This window comes from Myxococcus xanthus (genome assembly GCF_006402735.1).
In the GTDB taxonomy this organism is placed as follows: Bacteria; Myxococcota; Myxococcia; order Myxococcales; family Myxococcaceae; genus Myxococcus; species Myxococcus xanthus_A.
In genome coordinates this window covers 5,145,477-5,166,592 of the sequence record NZ_CP017174.1, presented here as the reverse complement: position 1 = coordinate 5,166,592, position 21,116 = coordinate 5,145,477, and the positions used below count along the sequence as shown (strand labels likewise).

The 21,116-nt window shown below is 69.1% G+C and carries 17 protein-coding genes; 10 read left to right on the top strand and 7 right to left on the bottom strand.

Features of this window, described 5'->3' with window-relative positions; all coding sequences use genetic code 11:
* Positions 1-159: 159 nt before the first annotated feature.
* Positions 160-609 carry a DofB protein gene (locus tag BHS09_RS21220; protein ID WP_140792649.1) on the top strand — a complete coding sequence of 150 codons (450 nt, stop codon included), beginning with the start codon at positions 160-162 and terminating at the stop codon, positions 607-609.
* An 18-nt stretch (positions 610-627) separates the two neighbouring features.
* Here the strand turns inward: BHS09_RS21220 and BHS09_RS21215 are convergent, their stop codons facing one another.
* Positions 628-1,764: a hypothetical protein gene (locus BHS09_RS21215; RefSeq protein WP_237079742.1), complete on the bottom strand. Its 1,137-nt coding sequence runs from the start codon at positions 1,762-1,764 to the stop codon at positions 628-630.
* A gap of 80 nt (positions 1,765-1,844) precedes the next feature.
* Between BHS09_RS21215 and lpdA the strand changes: the two genes are divergently transcribed.
* From lpdA to lipB, 5 genes are all read left to right on the top strand, one after another.
* Positions 1,845-3,242, top strand: coding sequence for a dihydrolipoyl dehydrogenase (gene lpdA, locus BHS09_RS21210; RefSeq protein ID WP_140792645.1), 1,398 nt, complete (start codon positions 1,845-1,847; stop codon positions 3,240-3,242).
* 259 nt (positions 3,243-3,501) lie between these two features.
* Positions 3,502-4,431 carry a lipoyl synthase gene (lipA, locus tag BHS09_RS21205; RefSeq protein ID WP_090490647.1) on the top strand — a complete coding sequence of 310 codons (930 nt, stop codon included), beginning with the start codon at positions 3,502-3,504 and terminating at the stop codon, positions 4,429-4,431.
* Between the two features lie 60 nt (positions 4,432-4,491).
* Positions 4,492-5,748: a dihydrolipoamide acetyltransferase family protein gene (locus BHS09_RS21200; RefSeq protein WP_140798744.1), complete on the top strand. Its 1,257-nt coding sequence runs from the start codon at positions 4,492-4,494 to the stop codon at positions 5,746-5,748.
* A 32-nt stretch (positions 5,749-5,780) separates the two neighbouring features.
* The gene (locus tag BHS09_RS21195) at positions 5,781-7,676 is read left to right on the top strand and encodes a ClpX C4-type zinc finger protein (protein ID WP_140798742.1); all 1,896 of its coding nucleotides are present in this window, start codon (positions 5,781-5,783) and stop codon (positions 7,674-7,676) included.
* Complete coding sequence (gene lipB / locus BHS09_RS21190) at positions 7,673-8,746, top strand: lipoyl(octanoyl) transferase LipB (protein WP_140798741.1); 1,074 nt, start codon at positions 7,673-7,675, stop codon at positions 8,744-8,746. The genes BHS09_RS21195 and lipB overlap by 4 nt, the downstream gene beginning before the upstream one ends.
* Here the strand turns inward: lipB and BHS09_RS21185 are convergent.
* The 3 genes from BHS09_RS21185 to BHS09_RS21175 all read right to left on the bottom strand — a co-directional run bounded on the left by BHS09_RS21185 (position 8,736) and on the right by BHS09_RS21175 (position 11,643).
* A complete protein-coding gene (locus BHS09_RS21185; protein ID WP_140792637.1) occupies positions 8,736-9,569 on the bottom strand; it encodes an MBL fold metallo-hydrolase in 834 nt (277 codons plus the stop codon). The two genes, lipB and BHS09_RS21185, sit on opposite strands and share 11 nt — an antisense overlap.
* A 49-nt stretch (positions 9,570-9,618) precedes the next feature.
* On the bottom strand, positions 9,619-10,293 hold the full coding sequence (ribA, locus tag BHS09_RS21180) for a GTP cyclohydrolase II (protein WP_140792635.1): 675 nt from the start codon (positions 10,291-10,293) through the stop codon (positions 9,619-9,621).
* Positions 10,294-10,410: 117 nt separating this feature from the next.
* On the bottom strand, positions 10,411-11,643 hold the full coding sequence (locus BHS09_RS21175) for a molybdopterin molybdotransferase MoeA (RefSeq protein ID WP_140798740.1): 1,233 nt from the start codon (positions 11,641-11,643) through the stop codon (positions 10,411-10,413).
* Between the two features lie 195 nt (positions 11,644-11,838).
* On the opposite strand from BHS09_RS21175, the gene BHS09_RS21170 reads away from it, so the two are divergent.
* The 3 genes from BHS09_RS21170 (at position 11,839) to BHS09_RS21160 (ending at position 17,130) form a co-directional block, all read left to right on the top strand.
* Complete coding sequence (locus tag BHS09_RS21170; RefSeq protein WP_140798739.1) at positions 11,839-13,218, top strand: protease inhibitor I42 family protein; 1,380 nt, start codon at positions 11,839-11,841, stop codon at positions 13,216-13,218.
* Between the two features lie 107 nt (positions 13,219-13,325).
* On the top strand, positions 13,326-16,859 hold the full coding sequence (rnr, locus tag BHS09_RS21165) for a ribonuclease R (RefSeq protein ID WP_140798737.1): 3,534 nt from the start codon (positions 13,326-13,328) through the stop codon (positions 16,857-16,859).
* A 52-nt stretch (positions 16,860-16,911) separates the two neighbouring features.
* On the top strand, positions 16,912-17,130 hold the full coding sequence (locus BHS09_RS21160; RefSeq protein WP_140792627.1) for a DUF3185 family protein: 219 nt from the start codon (positions 16,912-16,914) through the stop codon (positions 17,128-17,130).
* Positions 17,131-17,146: 16 nt separating this feature from the next.
* Here the strand turns inward: BHS09_RS21160 and BHS09_RS21155 are convergent, their stop codons facing one another.
* The 3 genes from BHS09_RS21155 to BHS09_RS21145 form a co-directional block, all read right to left on the bottom strand.
* Positions 17,147-17,890, bottom strand: a complete 744-nt coding sequence (locus BHS09_RS21155) for a head GIN domain-containing protein (RefSeq protein WP_140798736.1) — start codon at positions 17,888-17,890, stop codon at positions 17,147-17,149.
* 175 nt (positions 17,891-18,065) lie between these two features.
* Positions 18,066-18,851 (bottom strand): tetratricopeptide repeat protein, encoded by a 786-nt coding sequence (locus BHS09_RS21150; protein WP_140792623.1) that lies wholly within the window; start codon positions 18,849-18,851, stop codon positions 18,066-18,068.
* 147 nt (positions 18,852-18,998) lie between these two features.
* Positions 18,999-20,198, bottom strand: a complete 1,200-nt coding sequence (locus BHS09_RS21145; protein WP_140800730.1) for a metallophosphoesterase — start codon at positions 20,196-20,198, stop codon at positions 18,999-19,001.
* Between the two features lie 158 nt (positions 20,199-20,356).
* On the opposite strand from BHS09_RS21145, the gene BHS09_RS21140 reads away from it, so the two are divergent.
* Positions 20,357-21,112, top strand: a complete 756-nt coding sequence (locus BHS09_RS21140; protein WP_174260569.1) for an SDR family oxidoreductase — start codon at positions 20,357-20,359, stop codon at positions 21,110-21,112.
* Positions 21,113-21,116: the final 4 nt, after the last annotated feature.

The following is a 21,116-nucleotide window of genomic DNA, read 5'->3' as shown; positions in this document are numbered from 1 at the left end:
TTTCCGCTGCAGGACAGGAGCGCGGTGCCGGGCGAAATGAATGCAGGTTCAGGTGTCGTGCACTTCAACGAATGGAGTGTTCCTGCTACAGATCCGACCGCACGGCAGCGTGGCAAGCCGGGCGGGTGCCGGTCAGGCGCTCGCCTCACCGGAGGCATCGTGAACGGCCCTACCTACAAAGCGGAGATCATCGACCGAGTCATCTTCTCCCGCTGGGAGAATCCTCCGACCAAGGAGGACGTGACGCTGGTGCTGGCGCAGATGCAGGAAGCGGCGACGCGGCTCAACACGAACCTCATCTACGTGGGGTCGGTGAGCTCGAAGTCGAAGGTGCCCGACGCGAACGAGCGCACCGTACTCAACCAGTTCCTCATGGATGCCCGCCGCACCTGCGTGGAGCAGGCGTGGCTCATCTATGAAGGCACGGACCTGCAGCACAACCTTCAGCGCGTCATCATCTCCGGCGTGCTCATCCTCACGCGCACCTTCGACAACTTCCTGTCGGTCGCGAAGTCGGGTGACTCCATCGTCAAGGACGTGAGCGCGGTGCTGAAGAAGGACGCCGCGCCACTCTTCACGATGGCCAAGGAGCGCGGCCTCGTCGCCTGACGTCGGTCGGCGGCGCCTTCAGCGGGCGCCGCGGACCTCCAGCTCCTTCAGCTCGGTGTCCGCGCGCTCGGGGAAGACGCTCACGGCGTCCACGTCGCGCAGCGGCACCTGGAGCGGGCACTGCTCCCACTGACCCGTGCCGGTGAAGCGGCACACGGTGGGGTTGACGAAGGCGAAGTCCTTCTCCGGGTCCTTCAGTCCCACGCCTTCCGGTGTCCGGACGATGGCCCGCACCGTTCCCGGGCCCGTGGCGCGGATCCTCATCGATACGAGCTGCTTCAGCGTGGGTGCGTAGCTGGCGCGCAGCGCTCCGTCCGCCGCCCAGCGCTCACTCTTGAGCGCCTTGCCGACCGGAACCCCGGTGTTCTCGTCCCGGTCGAACGCCTGGAAGCCGGGCTCGGTGCCTTCAATCCGGTCCGGCTTCATGGCGCTCGTCTCGGGAGGAATGGGCACCGCGGCCAGGGCGACCAGCGCGGGCGTGGGCGCCACGAGGTTCACAGCGGCGGCGCGCAGCAGCGCGTCATCCAGGAAGCCTGCCTGCGAGCAGCGGGGCGCCAGCTCCCCGGTGAGCGCGAGCACCGGGGGCCGCACGGTGAGGTCTGACTGGGCCGCGGGTGCGAGCCCCAACTGGACGAGCGAGGCACATGCCCCTCCCAGGCCCGGCCCCGCATGCTCCAGGTTCCATTTCGCGCTCGCGATGTCGGCATTCGACCCCACCGCGGCACTCAGCAGGGCCTGCCCCACGGCCCGGGCGCACGAATTGGCGGCGGGCGGGCAGCGTTCACACAGGCTGGTCAGCAGGCCACGCAGCGGTGTGGCTTCTCCCTCGGATAAGGGCGAGCGGGCGTCCAGGGCCACGCCCAGCGCGCAGGCGCGGACGGGCGGCTGACGGCATGCGTCGAGCTGCTGGCGCGCTTCGTCCAGGACCCGGGTGTCCTGGGGCGTGCGGAGGGCGCTTTCGAGGGCCCGTTCCAGCGTGAGGCACTCGGGGGCGGAGGAGGGGACGGGGGCGCCGGCCGGGGCGTCACCCGCCTGGGCCATGCGCTCGGGCCGGGCACCGGGCGCTTCCTCCTGGTGCGTCACACACCACAGGCGCCCGAAGGCGATGAGTGCTGCCAACATCAAGAGGAGGGTTCGGAGCGGGAAACGGCGCACGAGCAAACTCCTTGATTCCAACCGGGACCGGGGGTTATCAGCCCCACCGGGTTCCATCCGCAATAATTACGGAGGCGTGCGTGGCTGAGACGTTCGACGTGGTGATCATCGGTTCGGGCCCCGGCGGCTACGTGGGCGCCATTCGCGCGGGTCAGCTGGGCCTGAAGACGGCCATCATCGAGAAGGACAAGCGGTTGGGCGGCACCTGCCTCCACCGCGGCTGCATCCCGACCAAGTCCCTGCTGTGGACCGCGGAGCTGTTCCACCACGTCCGCGAAGCGGCTGACTTCGGCGTTGATGTGAGCAGCCCGGCCATCAACTGGCCCAACGCGATGAAGCACAAGGACAAGATTGTCACCAAGGGTGCCAACGGCATCGACTTCTTGATGAAGAAGAACAAGGTGACGGTGGTGAAGGGCCACGGCCGCATCGCCGGCAAGGGCAAGGTGGAGGTCACCGCCGCGGACGGCTCCAAGCAGGTCCTGGAGGCGAAGAACATCATCATCGCCACGGGCTCGGTGCCCAAGTCCCTGCCCAACGTCCCCGTGGACCACAAGCGGGTGCTGAACAGCGACTCCATCCTGCAGATCGACCGCGTCCCCAAGAGCATCATCGTCCTGGGCGCTGGCGCGGTGGGCTGTGAGTTCGCCTCCGTGTTCAACCACGTGGGCAGCAAGACCTCCATCGTGGAGTACCTGCCCGCGCTGCTCCCCATCGAGGACGCGGACATCTCCAAGGAGCTGGAGAAGATCTTCAAGCGCCGCGGCATCGACGTGCACACCGGCTCCGCGGTGGAGAAGGTGGAGCACACGGCGGACGGCGTGCGCGTCACCATGAAGGTGGGCAACGAGACCAAGACGCTGGAGGCGGAAATCCTCCTGTCGGCGGTGGGCCGCTCGCCGGTCACCGAGGACGTGGGTCTGGACAAGACGAACATCCAGGCCGAGCGCGGCTACATCAAGGTCGACTCGATGCTGCGCACCTCCGAGCCGAACGTCTACGCCGTGGGCGACATCATCCCCACGCCGATGCTGGCGCACATGGCCAGCGCGGAGTGCGTGGTGGCGGTGGAGCACATTGCCGGGAAGAACCCGCAGCCCATCAACTACGACCTGACGCCGTCGGCCACCTACTGCTACCCCGAGGTCGCCTCGGTGGGCCTGACGGAGAAGAAGGCCAAGGAGCGCGGCTACGACGTGAAGGTGGGCATCGCTCCGATGGGCGCCGTGACCAAGGCCGCCATCTCCAACGAGGCCACCGGCATGATCAAGATCGTGTCGGACCGGAAGTACGACGAGGTCCTCGGCGTGCACCTCATCGGGCCGCACGCGACGGAGCTGCTGGCCGAGGCGTGTGTCGCGCTGAAGCTGGAGATCACCACCGAGGAGCTGGCCAACACCATCCACGCGCACCCGACGCTCTCGGAAATCGTGCACGAGGGTGCCGAGGCCACGCTGGGCCACCCGCGCCACTTCTAGGCGGCGGCGCCTCGCTTGAAGTCCCAGGGGCCGTCCCGGTGTGCCGCGGACGGCCCCTCGTATTTCCGGCCCCCGCGGCCGCGCGAGGTGACGGTCCCCTGCCTGGCCGCCCTCACGGGTGCTCCTGTGGCCTGTCCCCAGGCGACGGGGGCATTAGTAGAGAGGCGACAACTGGCGGACGACTGGTGGATGCTGACGCCTCGCGTCAGTGGCTTCCGCTTGAACGTCCTCCGTCCAACCCATAGAAGGCCCGCGATCCATGGCGACTCCCGACCGGTTCCCTCTCCCCCAGGTGACTGAGACCACCCGCAAGCCGGAGTGGCTGAAGGTGCGGCTCCCGCACGGAGAAGGCTACGAGCGGGTCAAAGCCATCGTGAAGCGCACCAAGCTGGCCACGGTGTGCGAAGAGGCCCGCTGCCCGAACATCGCCGAGTGCTGGGGCGGTGGCACCGCCACGGTGATGCTGATGGGCGAGGTGTGCACGCGCGCGTGCCGCTTCTGCCACGTGAAGGTCGGCGCGCCGCCGCCGTTGGATCCGATGGAGCCCATCCATCTGGCCCAGGCGGTGAAGGAGATGGACCTGGAGTACATCGTCGTCACGTCCGTGAACCGGGATGACCGGCCGGATGGCGGCGCCAGCCACTTCGCCTCCGCCATCCGCGAACTGCGTCGGGAGAGCCCGCGCACCATCGTCGAAGTGCTCATCCCGGACTTCAAGGGCGTGGAGAAGGACCTGACCACCGTGGCCGAGGCCAAGCCCCACGTGGTGGCGCACAACGTGGAGACAGTGGAGCGCCTCACGCCGACGGTGCGTGACCGGCGCGCGAAGTACCACCAGTCCCTGCGCGTGCTGGAGTACCTCAAGAACCGCCCCGAGGGCCTGTACACCAAGACGTCCGTCATGGTGGGCCTGGGGGAGACGGACGCGGAGCTGGAGCAGACGTTCAAGGACCTGCGCGACGTGGGCGTGGACGTGCTGACGCTGGGCCAGTACCTGCAGCCGTCTCAGTACCACCTGCGTGTGGAGCGCTTCGTGTCGCCCGCGCAGTTCGAGGCGTACAAGACGCTGGCCGAGTCCTACGGCTTCCTCTACGTGGCCTCCGGTCCGCTGGTGCGGTCCAGCTACCGGGCCGCTGAGTTCTTCATGAAGGGCCTGATGGAGCGCGAGCGGCTCGAGCGGCTCGGCTGACCTGTGACGCTCCGATTCATGGCTTGACCCAACACCCCTGCTTCCCGGAAAGACGACTCCATGGCGATCTTCGAATTCAAGCTCCCCGACCTTGGTGAAGGCGTGATGGAAGGCGAGCTGGTGAAGTGGCACGTGAAGGCGGGGGATTCCGTCAAGGAAGACCAGGTGCTCGCCGAGGTGATGACGGACAAGGCCACCGTCACCGTGCCCGCTCCCAAGGCGGGCCGTGTCGTGAAGACGCACGGCAATGAAGGCGACATGGCGAAGGTGCACCAGCTCCTCGTCACCCTGGAGGTGGAGGGCGATGCGCCGGCGCAGGCCGGTGGTCATGGCGAGGCCAGCGCGCCGGCGGCGGCTCCCGTGGCCGCGGCGGGTGGCCATGGCGGTGGGGCGCCTGCCTCGGCGTCCAAGGTGCTGGCCACGCCGGTGACGCGGCGGATGGCGCGCGAGCACGGGCTGGACCTGGCGGCGATTGCCGGCACGGGGCCGCAGGGCCGCGTGACGAAGGCGGACGTGGTGGCGGCGCTGGAGGGTGGCGAGAAGAACGTCGTCGCGGCTCCGGCCGAGCAGAAGGCGCGTCCCGCGGCTCCTGCCGTCAGCTCGGGCGCGGCGGACGAGCGCGTTCCGCTTCGGGGCCTGCGCAAGAAGATCGCGGAGAAGATGGTGCGGTCGAAGTTCACGGCGCCGCACTTCGCGTTCGTCGAGGAAGTGGACGCCACGGAGCTGGTGGCCCTGCGCGCGCGGCTGAACGCGCAGCTGGCGGCGGCCGGTGAGAACACCAAGCTCAACTACCTGCCGTTCATCATCAAGGCGACGGTGGCGGCGCTGAAGAAGTTCCCGCACCTGAATGCGAACTTCGATGAGGCGTCGCAGGAGCTGGTGGTCCGCGGCGAGTACAACATCGGCATGGCGGCGGCGACGCCGGACGGTCTCACCGTTGCGGTGGTGAAGAACGCGGACCGGCTGACGCTGGCCGAGCTGGCGCGTGAGACGGCCCGCCTGGGCGCCGCCGCGCGCGACCGCAAGCTGAAGATGGAGGAGCTGACGGGTGGCACCTTCACCATCAGCTCGCTGGGGCAGAGCGGTGGCCTGTTCGCCACGCCCATCATCAACCACCCTGAAGTGGGCATCCTGGGCGTGCACCGCCTGAAGAAGCGCCCGGCGGTGGTGGGGGACCAGGTCGTCGTGCGCGACATGATGAACCTGTCGCTGTCGTGCGACCACCGCGTCATCGACGGCTCGGTGGCGGCGGACTTCACGTACGAGATCATCAAGTACCTGGAGAAGCCGGACCTGCTGTTCCTGGCCATGGCGTGAGGTGAGCGCCGTGGCAGGTCCACGCCCCTGACATGAGGGGCGTGGTGGCCCTGGAGCCGGGCCGGGAAGCGCCTGGAGGTGGGGCCCGCGTTCGAGGGCCGCGCGCGGGTGCCCCGAGCCGGTTAGGCTCTCCCCGTATGGCCGAGAACCCTCGCGAGCTGATCCGCGCTGCGCAGTCCGCCGAGACACAGGGGGACGTGGCCCGTGCGGTGGAGTGCCTGCAGAAAGCGGCGGAGCTGTATCGTCAGGCGGGTAATCCGTCCCGCGCGTTGCAACTGCTTCGCCATGCGCAGCGGCTGGACGGTAGCCGCGCGGACATCGCGGATGCGGTGAACCGGCTGGAGTGGATGCCGGAGCCTGTGCTCACTTGGCCTGGGTCGGACGCCGACGACGAAGAGGCATTGCCTGCATCCGGGTTGGTGCGTTCCCTGGAGTCGGAGTTGCTGCCGGACGTCGTCCACCGGCAGCGGCTCATCGAGGATGCGTTGCGCGAGGCGGCCTTGCATGCCGGTGACGATGCGCCTCGCGACGCCGCCCAGGCCTGGGTCATCGAGTCGGAGGTCGCGGAAGATCTGCAGCGGCTCGAAGTGCAGATTGCGCGCATCGCGGGCGCGGTCGAAGGGGCAGAAGATTCCTCGTCGCCGCTGGATGCGACCGTGGACGTTCGGGGCGGTGTTGCGTCCAGGCTGAGCTGGGGCAGGGAGGCGCCTGGACGGAACGTTCCTTCCACGTCCGCCCTCGCTCCAGCGGCCGTTTCTGCGGAAAGGTCTGGACGGAACGTTCCTTCCACATCCACGCCGCCGGGGGGGGAATCAGCGGAGTTGCCCGGAGGGCGCGTTTCTTCCGCGTCCATACCCGCGCCAGAGCTCGCCTCAGCGGACAGTTCTCCGGATGGCATGAGCGAGCGGGAACATCCGGGCGACGAGGCGTCCACGACGCGGCTTGCTTCATCACGAATGGTGGGCGTGGCAGAGGACGCACCTTTCGGAGAGGACATCCTCACGGATGCGCGACCTCGGCGTCGCAGAGAGGCTCGGCTCATCGAGCGCGGCCCCACGCGTGCGGATGCGGCGCTCGACGCATGGTGCTCCTTCTGCTGCCGTCCGCGTACGGACACGGGGGACCTGGTCGCAGGGCCCGCGGGCGCGTTCATCTGCAAGAGCTGCCTGACCGAGTCGCAATCGCTGCTTGGAGACGTCACCCCGGTGCCTCTGCCCACGGTGTCGCGACTGGAACGGCCCGTGACACCTGTCTTGGGGCTCGTGGGGCAGGGCGCGACGCAGGCGCTGCTGACACAGTCGCTCGGGGCCCACGCGCGGACCCTGTTGCTCGTCGGGCCCGAAGGCAGTGGCAAGAGCGTCTGGTTCCAGCAACTCCAGCGAGAGGCCGTGGGCGTCATCACAACGGTCGCGGACCTGGACCTGACGACTTCCTCTCGCACGCTGCTGGTGGAGGACGTGGACCGCCTGGATGCGTCATCACACGCGACACTGCGAGCCTTCCTGGCTCGAGACAGTCGACCTGCCGTCGTGCTGAGCGCGAGGGGCGAAGGCACGGAGGTTCGGGGCCTGAGCCTCCGCGGGGACTCACACAGTGTTCCAGTGCCCACCACCGCCGCGCTGACTCAGTCCGTGCGCGGAACTGTGCCCACGGACATCCTGGAGCAAGTGCAGGTGCTCCTGCCGCTCCAGGTGCCCACACAATCTGAATTCGTGGAGATTGCCCGCCATCGCCTGGGCTCGCGCGAGCCCGCGGTCTCCGCTTCCGAGGACGTGCTCATTGCGCTGGCCCAGGAGGCCAGCCGCTCGCCGCGCGCGGGCCACGAGCTGCATGCCCTCCTCAACCGGGTGCCCACGGGAACGTGGAGCCTGGCGCCCACCGTGAAGCCCTCGCCCCCGCGGAAGGCTCGAAAGAAGCGAACGTCATGAACACCATCACCGTCTATCGCCTGGGCCGAGTGGAGTACGAGGACGGGCTCGCGCTGATGCACCTCTTCAGCGAGTCCCGCCGCCAGGGACTCTCCGGCGATGTGCTGCTCCTCTTGGAGCACCCGCCCATCCTCACCCTGGGCCGTGCCGCGAAGCGCGAGAACATCGTCGCCAGCGACGCGCAGCTGGCGAAGGAGGGCGCGGAGGTCTTCGAGACCAACCGTGGCGGCGACGTCACCTACCACGGCCCCGGCCAGCTGGTGGGCTACCCCATCTTCCTGCTGCCGGAGGACCGACGCGACGTGCGCCGTTACGTGCGCGACGTGGAACGCTCCGTCATGCAGGTGCTGGCCCAGTGGGGCATCACCGCGGGCCCCATCCCCAAGTGGCCCGGCGTCTGGATTGGCGCAGAAGGTGCTCCGGACGCGCGGAAGATCGCCGCCATTGGCGTGCACCTGTCGCGTTGGCTCACCACGCACGGCTTCGCGCTCAACGTGAACACGAACCTGGACCACTTCCAGCTCATCGTCCCGTGTGGCATCCGAGAAGCAGGCGTCACGTCCATGCAGCGGGAGTTGGGCCGCGCACTCCCCATGGCGGAGGTGGAAGAGGCCATCGCCATCAGCTTCTGCACCGTGTTCGACAGCGAGCGCGTGGACGCGCCGCCGCCGATGCGGACGGTGAGCATCGCGGTGGTGAAGGGCCGGGGCCCCGAAGCGCGGGTGCTGCTCGTGCGCCGTCGCCCGGAGCGGGGCGGTTTCTGGCAGGTCCTCACCGGGAGGCTCGAAGCGGGTGAGTCGCCAGCGGAGGCCGCGGCGCGGGAGCTGGAGGAGGAGACAGGGCTCCGCGTGCCGCTGGTGGACCTGGACTACCGCCACGCCTTCGCCTTGGGAGAGGCGCTGCCACCGCAACTCGTGGAGGAGAACGGCTTCGCCGTCCACGTGCCCCCGGACGCGGACGTGCGCCTGGGCGCCGAGCACGACGCCTTCGAGTGGGTCGACGTGCCCACGGCCCTGGAGCGGCTTCCCTTCCGGGGTCTGCGGGAGACGGTGAAGCGCGCTACAGCTTGATGACCAGGGACTCGCGAGCGGCGATGGCGTCGGGGCGGTGCTTGCGCACCTGACGCAGCAGCCGGTCCATGCCCGCGTCATCGCGTGAGGGGTCGTGGTGGAAGAGCACCAGCTTCTTCACCCCGGCTTCATCCGCCGCATGCACCGCGGCCTGCCAGGTGGAGTGGCCCCAGCCGGTGCGAGCTGGCCCGGTGCGGCCGTGGTACTCGTCCTCGGTGTACATGGCGTCGTAGATGAGGACGTCCGCGTCCTGGGCGAACGCGTAGAAGGCCGCGTCCATGTCGCTGCCGTGCTCCAGGTCGGTGGCGTACACCACCGAGCGGCCCTGGCACTCGACGCGGTAGCCCATGTTGCCGCCCGGGTGGTTCAGCTCGATGGTCCGGACCGTCGCAGGGCCCAATTGCAGCGTCTGCGTGGCGGCCAGATCCGTGTACGTGAGCTGCGCCCGGAACACGCCGTCCGCCGTCACCGGGAAGTACGGCGGCACCATCTGCCCGCTGAGGAGCTGCTTCACCGACTGCCCGTGCCGCGCCGGGCCGTAGACAGTCAGGTCGCTCGAGGGCAGGAACATGGGCCCGAAGAAGGGCAGGCCCTGCAGGTGGTCGTAGTGGTAGTGCGAGATGAAGATGGAGCCCTTCACCGGCTTCTTCTTCGCCACCAGCGCATGCCCCAGCGCGCGCGCGCCGGTGCCCAGGTCGAAGATGAGCAGCTCGTCCCCGCAGCGGACCTCCACGCAGGGCGTGTTTCCGCCGTAGCGCTTCGTGTGCGCGCCCGGTGAAGGAATGGAGCCGCGCACACCCCAGAAGCGCACCTCGAAGGGCACGCGGGCCTGGTTGCGCGCGACGGTGTTCCGTCGCCTCGCGGGGGGCTGCTCAGCCTGCTTGGGCTTCCGTGTCGTCGTCCTCGGCGAAGAGCTCAATCAGGTGCCCCGTACGCTCGCGCTTCGTCCTCAGGTAGTCGACGTTATGCGGATTGTGCTCGGTCCGGGAAGGGATTCGACGCCGGACGGGAATGCCTTCTTCGACGATGCCCGCGATCTTCAGCGGGTTGTTGGTCATCAGGTCCACCGAGCGCACATCCAGGCTCCGCAGCATCTCCGCCGCGATGTCATACGTGCGCAGGTCGTCCGCGAAACCCAGCTGCCGGTTGGCTTCGTAGGTGTCCAGTCCCTTGGATTGCAGCGCGTAGGCCTTGATCTTGTTCCCCAGGCCGATGCCGCGCCCCTCCTGCCGCAGGTACAGCACGACGCCCTGTCCCGACTGGGTGATGAAGTCGAGAGAGCGGTCCAGCTGCTCGCGGCAGTCGCACTTCAGGCTGCCGAAGACCTCGCTCGTGAGGCACTCGGAGTGGATGCGCACCGGCACACCCTCGTGTCCTGAAACCTCTCCCACCACGAGCGCGACATGCTCCCGCCCGTTGCGCTTGTCCCGGAACACGATGGTCCGCAGCGAGCCGCGCTCGGTCGGGATGTCCGCCTCCGAGAACCGCTCCAGGTGCTGCGTGGGCTTACGGGTCGGAAGGACCTGAGGTGAGCGTGTGTCCGACATGTTGAGTCCTCTCCAGATGCGGGCCCCTGTTTGGAGTCCTCAGGTTCTCAAGTCAAGGCGGGCTCGAACTTTCGAGCACGAGCCCCCAAGAGGATGCTCCACGGCGTCCTTTGTTCCTCAGGCCACCCATGAGAGCGGAAGCAGTTCTACCGCGTCCCCAGCCGTCAAGCTGCTGGCTTCCCGAGGGAAATGCAGCAGATGTGTGGCTGCCGCGGCAGAACGCAGGGCACCGGACGTTTGTGTCGCCAGTGGACGGGCCCACAGGCTGCCTTCTCTCCAAGCAGCCGTGACGCGGACGAAATGCGCCAGACCGGAAGGCTTGGAGAGCTTGCCGTCCAGGCGTCCGGCCACGCGCCCAGGCCCCACCTGCGCATGGCCCAGCAGCTTGCGGAGGGCCGGTCGCACGAAGAGCTCGAACGTCACCAGGGAGGAGGTGGGATTGCCCGGAAGTCCGAAGAACAGCGTTGCGCCACGCCGGCCCACCACCAGCGGCTTTCCGGGCTTGATGGCGACGCGCCAGAAGTGCTGTTCCACGCCCAGTTCGGCGAGCACTTCCTTCACGTAGTCGCGCTCGCCCACGGACACACCCGCGCTGGTGAGCACCACGTCGAACCCGTCCAGCCGGGAGAGCGCGGCCAGTACGGCGTCGCGCGTATCCCGAGCGATGCCCAGCCGCGTGGGAATGCCGCCCGCGCGGCGGACCGCCAGCGCCAGTGACGGAGCATTGGTGTCCACGATGCGGCCGTTGGGCGGCTCGTCCGCGTGGCACAACTCGTCGCCAGTGGAGAGGATGGCCACTCGCGGTGCGCGCGACACAGGCACGGCCTGTCGGCCCTGGGCCCAGAGGAGGCCCAGCTCGGGGATGCCCAGCGGCGTGCAGCGTGCCAGCAGCAGCTGTCCCTCCCGAGCGTCCTCGCCCCGGGGCCGCACGAACTGGCCCGGGGCCACCGCTTCGAGCACGTCGACCTGATCCGCGCCGCTCTGGACCACGGGCCGTGTCCGCTCTCGCATCACCACCGCATCCGCACCCGCGGGGAGGGGGGCGCCCGTCATGATGCGGGCGCATACCCCGGGGACCAGCGCCTGGTGGCCCACCGCGCCGGCGTAGATGGTCTCTCCGACGTTGAGCCGGACGGGCAGGGGACCCGCCAGGTCCGCGCTGCGCACCGCATAGCCATCCATGGCCGAGTTGTCCCAGGGAGGGAGCGTCCGCTGCGCCATCACATCCTCGGCGAGCACGCGTCCCAGCGCGTCATCCAAGAGCAACCACTCGGTGGGAAGGGGCGCGCACAGGGCCAGGATCTGCGACCGGGCGTCTTCTTCCGGCAGCAATGTGGCGGAGTCGTTCATGCCCGGCTTATAGCCATGCCGTGGCTCTGTGGCTTGGACCCGTTCACGAACAAAGTCCGTGAGATAATCAAGTGTTAGTTTGACAGCCTACCTGATCATCGTTACAAGCAACGGTGATCGCGAGGCTTGCCTGCCCTCTGGGTAGGTCCGCCAACCCGTTGAAAGGACACGGGAACTCTCAAGGAGACTGCGTCGATGGCCAAGCCCAAGTCCGGGGCCAAGAAGACGACTCCCGCTGGCAAGGCTGGCGCAAAGCCCGCTGCGAAGAAGGACTCCGCTGCCCGGCTGGATCTGATCAAGAACGCCTCCAAGCGGGTGGCGAAGGCGGCGACGAAATTGGCGAAAGCGGCATCGGACGTAACGAAGGGGGCCAAGAGCGCGGTGAAGAAGGCCGTGCAGGAGAAGGCCACCGCGAAGAAGGCCGCGCCCGCTGGGAAGACAGCCTCGGCCGCGAAGGCCGCATCCCCAGCAGCGAAGACCCCGAAGGCATCTCCGGCGAAGGCGCCACTCGCAGCGAAGTCCGCCGCGGGCGCCAAGGCGGGGAAGGCGAGCGCGGTACCCGCCGCTCCTCCGGTGGAGAGGCCCCGTCCTCGCGCCACCAAGCTCCCGCCCCCGGGCGAGCCGCTCACCAAGCGTGAGATGGAGCAGCTGCTGACGGCCGGTGAAGGCCGCGGCGTCACGGGCGAGGGCAGCCTCAAGGGGCGCCTGGTGGTCACCAACGACATGCCGCACCTGGTGGTCGTCGGGCGCGACAAGCGCGAGCTGACCTTCCTCCTCCAGGGCCCGGATCAGGAAGTCCTCCCGGCCTACGTGGACCACAAGGTCTCCGTCAGCGGCCTCATCCGCAAGACGACCAACCACGCTGGCGTGGTGGACGTTCGCAAGTACTCGGCCAAGAAGCCGGACTCCGAGGTGGTGGAAGCCGCCCCGGTGGAGACGGAGGCGCGGCTGCGCTACCTGTCGCCCGGTGAGGTCTCCATGGTGACGGCGGCTGGCATGGGCGCGGGCATCAAGGGCTTCGCGGGCGTGCGTGGCAACCTGGAGATGACGGGCGAGGAGTTCGTGCTCGTCGTGTCCAACGGCGGCACGCGCCAGCAGGTGTCATTCATCATCGAGGGCAAGGCCGCTGGCAAGGCCCTGCGCAAGCACGTGGGGTACACGCTCCAGGTGCAGGGCGTCGTCGACAAGACGTCCGGCTGGGGTGGCCGCATCCTGGCGGAGAACGTGGAGTTGCGTCCGTCCGAAGCGCGCGCCGTGTCCCGCGACGAGATGGAGCTGGTGCACATCGAGGGAGAGGTCCCCACGTCCGTGGACGTGCGCCTCAACCACGGTCTCGCCGTGCGCCTGCCCGAGCATCCCGGCTTCACCTGGGCCATCGAGCCCACGGTGGCCAAGCGCGTGGGCCTGCGCGAAGCGAACTTCGAGCCCGCGCCCGAGGACGGTCCTGGTACCCGCGAGTTCTTCTTCACCCCGCGCAACCCGGGCACCTTCGAGGTGGAGTTCTTCCTGGCCAAGGCGCTGTCGCCTGGCCTGGTGGACCGCTCCTTCAAAATCAACGTCACGGTCAAGCCCTGAGGGTCGCCGCCCGGAGCAGGTTCCGGGGGGCGGCCGGTCGCCGGGGGGTTCCCGTCCGGCCGCTTCGGGCTTACCCGTTCCCGTAGCGGCCGAGCCGCGACCCCACCGTGAGCCTTTCTCAAGACCTTCTCAAGCAGATCCTCGCTGAAGCAGACCACCCGCTGGGCATCAAGGAGCTTCTCCGGCTCGCGGGCCTGCACCCCGGACAACAGACGGAGCTCAAGCGCGCCCTGCGCGAGCTCGTCCGTCAGGGCGACATCCTCAAGGACGGCAAGCGCTTCGTGCCCCGGCAGCCCTCGCGGCGCGAGGCCGACGTGCGTGCAAGGGAGCAGGGCGCTCCCATGGCGTGGCGTCAGCGCGACGCCGAAGGGCCCCGCGAAGGCGGGCCAGGTCGTGGGCCTCGGCAGGCCGGGCAGCGCGCGGCGGGCCCTGGCGGCTTCGCGGCCCGCCGGCATGAGCCGGGGGCGCGTGGGAAGCGCGCGGGCTGGCAGGAGCAGGGCCCGGGGCGTGAGCGCAAGGGCGCTTCGAAGCACGGAGGGGGCTTCCGGCAGGAGCGGGGGGAGTGGCCCGGCCGCCGGGGTCGTTTCAGCGAGGTTGAAGAGGATGGCCTGCTGGAAGGCATCCTCCACGTCCACCGGGATGGCTTCGGCTTCGTGCATCCGCTGTCGGGGGAAGGGGACAACGTCTTCCTTCCGCCGCACGAGGCCCAGCGCGCGCTCGACAATGACCGGGTGGTGGTGGCCGTCTCGGGGCGGCCTCCGCGCCTGGAGGGCCGGATCGTCCGGGTGGTTCAGCGCCGTCGCGAGCTGGCGGTGGGCACCTACGTCGTGAAGGGCCGCTACGCCGTGGTGTACCCCACGGATTCGAGCCTGCCCGGCCCCATTCGCGTGCCGCTGACGCAGATGGCTCGCGAAGGGGACCTGGTGAAGGTCCAACTGGGCATTGGTGCCCAGATGCTGGACCCGGACAGGGGGCTGCACGGCGAGGTCGCCGGCTCCCTGGGCAAGCCCGGCACGCCGAGCGCCGAGGTATTGGGCGTCGCCTACTCGCAGGGGTTCTCGGACGAGTTCCCGCCGGAGGTCATGGGCGAGGCGGACCGCTACGCGGTGACGGTGTCGGAGGAAGAGGCCCGCGGCGAGCACCGGCGCGACCTGCGCGCCCTTCCTCTCATCACCATCGACGGTGAGGACGCGCGCGACTTCGACGACGCTGTCTACGTGGAGGACCAGGCGGACGGGTGGCGGCTGGTGGTGGCCATCGCGGACGTGACGCACTACGTGTGGGAAGGCAGTGCGCTCAACGCGGAGGCACTGCGGCGCGCCACGTCCGTGTACCTGCCGGACCGGGTGCTGCCCATGCTGCCGGAGCGGCTGAGCAACGGCATCTGCTCCCTGCGCCCGGACGAGGACCGGTTGTGCATGGTGGCGGACATGACGTTCGACCGCCGCGGCCACCGTCGCTCCTACGACTTGTATCCGGCGGTGATGCGCAGCGTGGCGCGGTGCACGTACAACGAGGTGCAGGACGTCCTCGCCGGCAAGGACGTGCCGCACCGCAACGCGCACAAGCCCCACTTCGAGCGGTTGATGTCGCTGGCCCGCGCGCTGATGAAGATGCGCAAGGAGCGCGGCGCCATCGACTTCGACCTGCCCGAGCACAAGGTGGTGCTGGACGAGGAAGGCCTGCCCGCGCGCATGGACAAGCGCGAGCGCAAGGACAGCCACCGGCTCATCGAGGAGTGCATGCTCGCCGCCAACGAGGCGGTGGCGACCTTCTTCCAGGACGAGGGCCTGCCCACGGTGTACCGGTTCCACGGCGAGCCGGATCCGGAGAAGCTGGCCACGTTCGCCGCGCTGGCGGAGGCCTATGGCTTCAAGATGCGCGTCGAGGACGGCGTGTCGTCGAAGGAGTTGGATGCCTTCGTCAGCCAGCTCCAGGGCCACCCCGAGCAGCGGGCGCTGAACCAGCTCCTGCTGCGCTCCATGATGCAGGCCGTGTACACGTCGTCCCGCGTGGGCCACTACGGCCTGGCCGCCGAGCACTACCTGCACTTCACGTCGCCCATCCGCCGCTACCCGGACCTGCTGGTGCACCGGCTGCTCAAGGCGCACTGGGCCCGGAAGGGGCGCAAGCCTTCGCAGTCGATGCTGGAGCGCGAGGAGGACCAGCTCGAGGACATGTCCGCGCAGTGCTCCGAGCGCGAGCGCGCGGCGATGCAGGTCGAGCGGGAGGTGGTGTCCTTCTACGCGTGCCTGCTGATGAAGGACCGCGTGGGCGAGGAGTTCGCCGCCACCGTGGCAGCCATCACCGACTTCGGTTTCTTCGTCGAACTAGACGAGGTGCACGTCGAAGGCCTGGTCAAGGCGGAGACGCTGGGGCCCGGGGCGAAGCTGGACAAGCTGACGCACTCCCTGGTGTACGCGAATGGGCGCCGGGTGCGCGTGGGACAGAAGCTGCGGGTGCGGCTGACGTCCGTGAACGTGACGGCGAAGAAGATCGACTTCGAGGCGCTCCAGTTCGAGGGCGAGGCGCTGCTGAGCCGCGTCGCGACGCGGGGCGATCAGCCGCACCGGCGTCAGGCGTGGACGGCCGAGGCACCGTCGCACCGCGAGCGGGATGGCCGGCGGGAGCGGGCAGGGCGCCCGGGCCGCCGCGAACGGGAAGCCGCCGCCACGAGCCAGGGCGCGCCCTCTGGGCATCACGAGGAGACGGGCACGGGACGTCCGCGCGGACGCTTCTCCCGCGAAGGCCGTCGTGAGGAGGCCGCGCCGCACCGGAAGGAGCCTCGGTTCCCGCCCAGGGCGCCGGAAGGACAGGAACCTCCTCGTGCCGAGTCGCCCGCGTGGCCCAAGCGCAGGACGTTCATCCGCCCGGAGCCGCAGGCACCGGCGCCCGTGTCCGCCGAAACGGCCGAGCCGCTTCCGTCCGAAGCGCCGTCCGCGCCCGCTTCATGGGAATTGCCGGCGGGCGATGACGCCGCCCGGTCTCCACACCCGGGTTTCGACCGGATTCGCGCGTTGGCGTCCCAGCGTCAGCGTGGGCCTGAACCCCGCGGCGCTTCCCACGGCCGGTCGTTCCAGAAGCAGAAGCCACAGGGCGGACCGGGGCCCCGGTTCCCCGCTCCCAAGCCCGGGCGCGAGTCCGAGGACGACAGGGCATTCTCGATAGAGCCCCCGCGCCCGCCGCCCGAGGCGCCCGTCGAAGCGCCCCCGCCTGTTCCCAGCCGGGCCGTGACGGAAACCCCGACTCCTGTGGCCCCGGAGCCCGTGCGAGCCGCGCCCGCGAGCGTCGAGACGCCCGTGACTCCCGCGCCCGCGCCAGAGACGGCTGCGCCGAAGCGGAAGGCGACGCGGAAGAAGGCCGTGGCGAAGGCGACGCGCACTCCGGCGCGGAAGAAGACCACCGCAGCCGGCAGCGCCAAGAAGGCCGCCGCCACGAAGGCCAAGAAGCCCACCGCCAAGGCGAAGAAGGCGGCGCCTGCTCGGGCCGCCGCGAAGGCCACCAAGGTTGCCGCGTCGAAGTCCAAGGCGAAGGCGCCGTCGAAGAAGGCCGCGAAGCCCACCGTGGCGCGTGCCGCGAAGCCAGCGAAGGCTTCGGGAGCCGCGAAGAAGAAGGCGCCTACGGGGCGCAAGAAGCGCTGAGACCGACGCGGGCCTTCTGCTTCAAGGGAGGCCCGTGACTTCAGGAGGCAACGTGAGTTTCGTCCGGCTGCTGGGTGTCATGCTCGCCATCGCGGGCGCCGTGTTGCTGTGGTCCGGGCTCAAGGCCCGGGACTCGCTCGCGGAGCGGGCCACGGAGTTGTTCACCGGCCGGAACACCGACCGCACCACGCTGTATCTGGCGGGGGGCGGCGCGGCGCTGGTGGGCGGAATCTTGATGGTGCTCGCAGGCGGAGGCAGACGGCGCCGCTGAGCCGGGCGTACCTCGGCTATTCGAAGCGGAGCGCCGAGCCGCCAGAGAGGTCCTTCTCGACGACGGTGGGCGCTCCGGTGATGCGGATGTCCGCGCCGCCCGAGGCTTCGACTCGCAGTGAGCCGGAGACCCGCACCTCGGTGGTGCCGCCTCCGCTCGATTCCAGCCGTGCGTCGCGCGTCTGGAGGCCCGTGGCGAAGAGGCGGCCGCCGCCTGACATCTCACTGTCCAGGAGCGTGGCCTGCCCTTCCAGGGTGGTTTCCGCTCCGCCGCTGGTCTCCAGCGTCAACCGCTCCGTCACGAACCCTCGCGCTCGAATCGTGCCCCCGCCGCTCGCGGTGAGCAGGAAAGAGGGGACGTCGATGCTCCCACTCAGGTCAGCGGTGCCGCCGCCCGAGCGCTGAAAGGACGTCAGCGTCGGCACGGTGATTCGGACACGAAGGGGATTGGCGGACTCCCAGTGGCCGACGTCGTCCGCGAGGAAGTGGACCCGGAGCATCGCCCCGGACAGCACCTCGGTGCGCATCAGGGACACGAGGTTGCTGTCACCCTCGACGATGACGCTGGCGGGCTGCGCTGGATCCACGACGACGGTGGCGGAGATGCCGTCGTTCACCACGACTTCGTCGAACGAGGGGATCTCCCGTTCGCTCTCCACCACACGTCCATTGCCCTCCACGAAAGGACCGGAGGAGCACGCGGTGAGGGCCACCGCGAGCAACGCGGTCCCCACCCAGGCTCCTGACTTCGCGATGCGCATGTCTTCACTCCCAGGTTTCCGGACGTCACCGACGTCGCGGAGGTTGGAACACCCTGGGAGGGGAACAGTGTCACCCAGGCCCCGTGGCAACGGTGGGCATGGGCTGAAACACGAAGGGCCCGGAACCGGCTCGCGGTCCCAGGCCCTTGCGTTCTGTCCGGCAGGTTGCGGTGGGTTACTGCGCGGGCGCCGCCGCCTTCGCGGCCTTCTGTGCCTCACTGAACTTCTTCGTCATCTCCGCGAACTGCACCTGGTACTCGTCCATGCGCTTCTGGTGCTCGTCGGCGCGAGCCGTCGCTTCGGCGACGACTTCCTTGTTCTTCGCGTTCTCGGTCGCCTCGGACAGCGCCATCTCCTTCTGCTGCCGCTCGAACTCCATCAGCCGGCCCATCACCACGCGCTTGTTGAGATAGGTGTTGGCGGAGTTGGGGTTGATGGCGATGACCTGGTCGTAATAACTGAGCGACTTCTCCAGGGACTCCTTGATGATGGGCGCGCCCATGGAGCGGGCGCCGCCGCGCTGCGCGTAGATCTCCGCGATCCACCCGAGCGACGCCTCGTCCTTCGGCTCCAGCTTGAGGGCCTCGTTGAAGTACTTCTCGGCCTCCTCGGTGGTGCCGCCGGTCATGTACATGCTGGCCAGCGTCCGGTAGATCTCCGCCTTCTCCGTGGGCGTCGTCTTGAACTCGCCCATCTTCAGGACGGCCTCGGCGGCCTCGTTCATCTGCCCCAGCTGCATGTGGGCGAAGGCCTTCTTCTCCCAGACCTTCTCCTGCTTGGGGTCTGCCTGGAGCGACAGCGCGTAGGCCGCGGCGGCTTCCTTGAACTCCTTCTTGCTCAAGTGGTCGCTGCCGACGATGCGGTGCTTCTTCGCGGTGTCGTCCTCGGCCTTACACCCGACGACTGCGCCACCCAGCGTGAGCGCTCCGACCAGCAGACCGACTTTTCCCAGGCGCTTCATATCTGTGCCTCTCAAGATTCTTGAGGACCCACCCTCACGGGTCCTGATTTGCCGGGGAGCATACCCGAAGTCGAGCCGCCGCGGCCCTTCGCCCGATGGCCAGCGCCCTGGTGAGCAGGCAGGCCGCGCACCGGATGTCCCAGTGCGTCACGCCGTCAGCACGAGTTTGACGAGCTCTGGCGGGCTGCCGACGCGCATGGGCGGTCCCCAGAAGCCGCAGCCACGGCTGACGTAGATGTTCGAGTCACCGTGCGCGTACAGCCCGGCGGAGTGCTCCCACGCCAGACCAATCAGCAACGTCATGGGCACGAGCTGTCCACCGTGGGTGTGCCCCGAAATCTGCAGGTCCACGCCGCGTTCGGCCGCCACCTTGAAGTTCGCCGGTTGGTGCGCAAGCAGCACCGCGGCGCGGTCCGGAGCTCTCCCCGCGAGCGCCTGGTCCAGGTCATACCCCTTCTTGTTGCGTCGCCGGCCACCGCTCCAGTCGTCCACGCCCACCAGGTCGAACGAAGCGCCCGCGTCACCAATGCGCACGTGCCGGTTGCGCAGCACCTCGATACCGAGCGACTCCAGGAACGCGGACCACTCCTCGTCGCCGGAGTAGTAGTCGTGGTTGCCGGTGACGAAGTAGCTGCCGTACCGGGACTTCAGCGCGGCGAGCGCGGCGACGTGGCCGCCGAGCGAAGCCACGTCGCCGTCCACCAGGTCTCCCGTGATGGCGAACAGGTCCGGGCGCAGCGAATTGGCCTGCTGGACCAGGGCGTCCATGTAGCGGCGCTGGATGAAGTGGCCCACGTGGATGTCGGTGAGCTGCACGATGCTGAGCCCGTCCAGGGCCTTGGGCAGCTTGGGAATCTTCACGGCCAGCTCGGTGACGAGCGGCGGTGAGAAGGCACGCCAGCTTCCATAGGTGGCCAGTCCGCCTCCCGCGACGAAGGCGCTCCCCGCCACGGCCTGGCCCAGGAAGCGCCGCCGGTCTTCGTCCACGGTGGTGCTGGGCGCTGGTGAGGGAGGCGCGGGCGAGGCGTGGGGCCGCACCCGCCTTGCCAGGGCCGCGAGTCCCCGGCCCACGTCCGTCAGCAACAGGGCGATGACGAGGCAGAGCGCCACGCCCATCCATGCGTACACCGCCATGGTGAGCAGCCCTTCGGCGCTTTCTGGAAGAAGGTCCAGCACGGTGCGCCGGAACCCCAGGACGCCCGTCATCGCGACGAGCACGGCCAGGGCCAGCAGCCGAGGCAGGCGGCCAGGCAGCAGGGGGCGCACCAGCCGACGGTACAGGTACAGATGGCCCAGCACCGCGCCGAGCCCGATGAGCATCGAAAAGGAGAAGAGTCGCACCGGTATGAAGAAAGGGTCGCGGGAGAGCCGCACGGTACCACGGCACGGCCCACGGTAATCGTGGCGCCTGGGTGGCAAGGCTTCGCCCACGGCGGCCGGGCGGGCTCGCGGGGGGGCAGGGCGCCTGATAGAGGCCCCCCCGTCAGACAGGGAGGGCCGTGGACATGGACAAGGTCGTCGTCATCACTGGAGCAAGCAGCGGCATTGGCGCGGAGCTGGCGCGGCAAGCGGCCGGGAAGGGCGCCCGTCTGGTGCTGGCCGCGCGACGGAAGGCGGAGCTGGAAGTGGTGGCCGGGCAGTGCGGGCGTGAGGCACTCGCGGTGGTCACGGACGCGACCCGGCGCGCGGACATGGAGCGGCTGCGTGACGCCGCGCTCGCCCGATTTGGCCGCATTGATGTGTGGGTGAACAACGCGGGGCGGGGCATCACGCGCTCCGTGGCGGAGCTCACGGACGCGGACCTGGAGGCCATGTGGCGCGACAACGTGAACAGCGCACTGTACGGCATGCAGGCGGTGCTGCCGCACTTCCAGTCACGCGACGCCGGGCAGCTGGTGAATGTCTCCAGCGCCCTGGGGCGGCTGCCCATCGTTCCCCACCGGTCGGCGTACAGCGCGGCGAAGCATGCGCTCAACGCGCTCAGCGCCTGCCTGCGCCAGGAGCTGCGTGAGACGCATCCGGGCATCACCGTGACGGTGGTGATGCCCGGCGTGGTCGCCACCGCGTTCGGGGACAACGCGCTCGGCGGTGGGCCGGATTCGCGGGTGCTGCCAGGGGCCCAACGCGTCGAGGACGCCGCGAAGGTCATCCTCGACGTCATCGAACACCCACGTCCGGAGGTCTATACCCAGACGGCGACCCAGGCCCAGGTGGAGCGGTACTACCAGGACGTGGAGGCCTTCGAGCAGGGAACCGCCTGACGCT

What these genes read in the sequence shown, in the direction of transcription:
- lipA (WP_090490647.1), top strand. Translation starts at nt 3,502, where the DNA reads ATGGCGACTCCCGACCGGTTCCCTCTCCCCCAGGTGACTGAGACCACC.
- BHS09_RS21200 (WP_140798744.1), top strand. Translation starts at nt 4,492, where the DNA reads ATGGCGATCTTCGAATTCAAGCTCCCCGACCTTGGTGAAGGCGTGATG.
- BHS09_RS21195 (WP_140798742.1), top strand. Translation starts at nt 5,781, where the DNA reads ATGAGGGGCGTGGTGGCCCTGGAGCCGGGCCGGGAAGCGCCTGGAGGT.
- lipB (WP_140798741.1), top strand. Translation starts at nt 7,673, where the DNA reads ATGAACACCATCACCGTCTATCGCCTGGGCCGAGTGGAGTACGAGGAC.
- ribA (WP_140792635.1), bottom strand. Translation starts at nt 10,293, where the DNA reads ATGTCGGACACACGCTCACCTCAGGTCCTTCCGACCCGTAAGCCCACG.
- BHS09_RS21175 (WP_140798740.1), bottom strand. Translation starts at nt 11,643, where the DNA reads ATGAACGACTCCGCCACATTGCTGCCGGAAGAAGACGCCCGGTCGCAG.
- BHS09_RS21170 (WP_140798739.1), top strand. Translation starts at nt 11,839, where the DNA reads ATGGCCAAGCCCAAGTCCGGGGCCAAGAAGACGACTCCCGCTGGCAAG.
- BHS09_RS21155 (WP_140798736.1), bottom strand. Translation starts at nt 17,890, where the DNA reads ATGCGCATCGCGAAGTCAGGAGCCTGGGTGGGGACCGCGTTGCTCGCG.
- BHS09_RS21150 (WP_140792623.1), bottom strand. Translation starts at nt 18,851, where the DNA reads ATGAAGCGCCTGGGAAAAGTCGGTCTGCTGGTCGGAGCGCTCACGCTG.
- BHS09_RS21140 (WP_174260569.1), top strand. Translation starts at nt 20,357, where the DNA reads ATGGACAAGGTCGTCGTCATCACTGGAGCAAGCAGCGGCATTGGCGCG.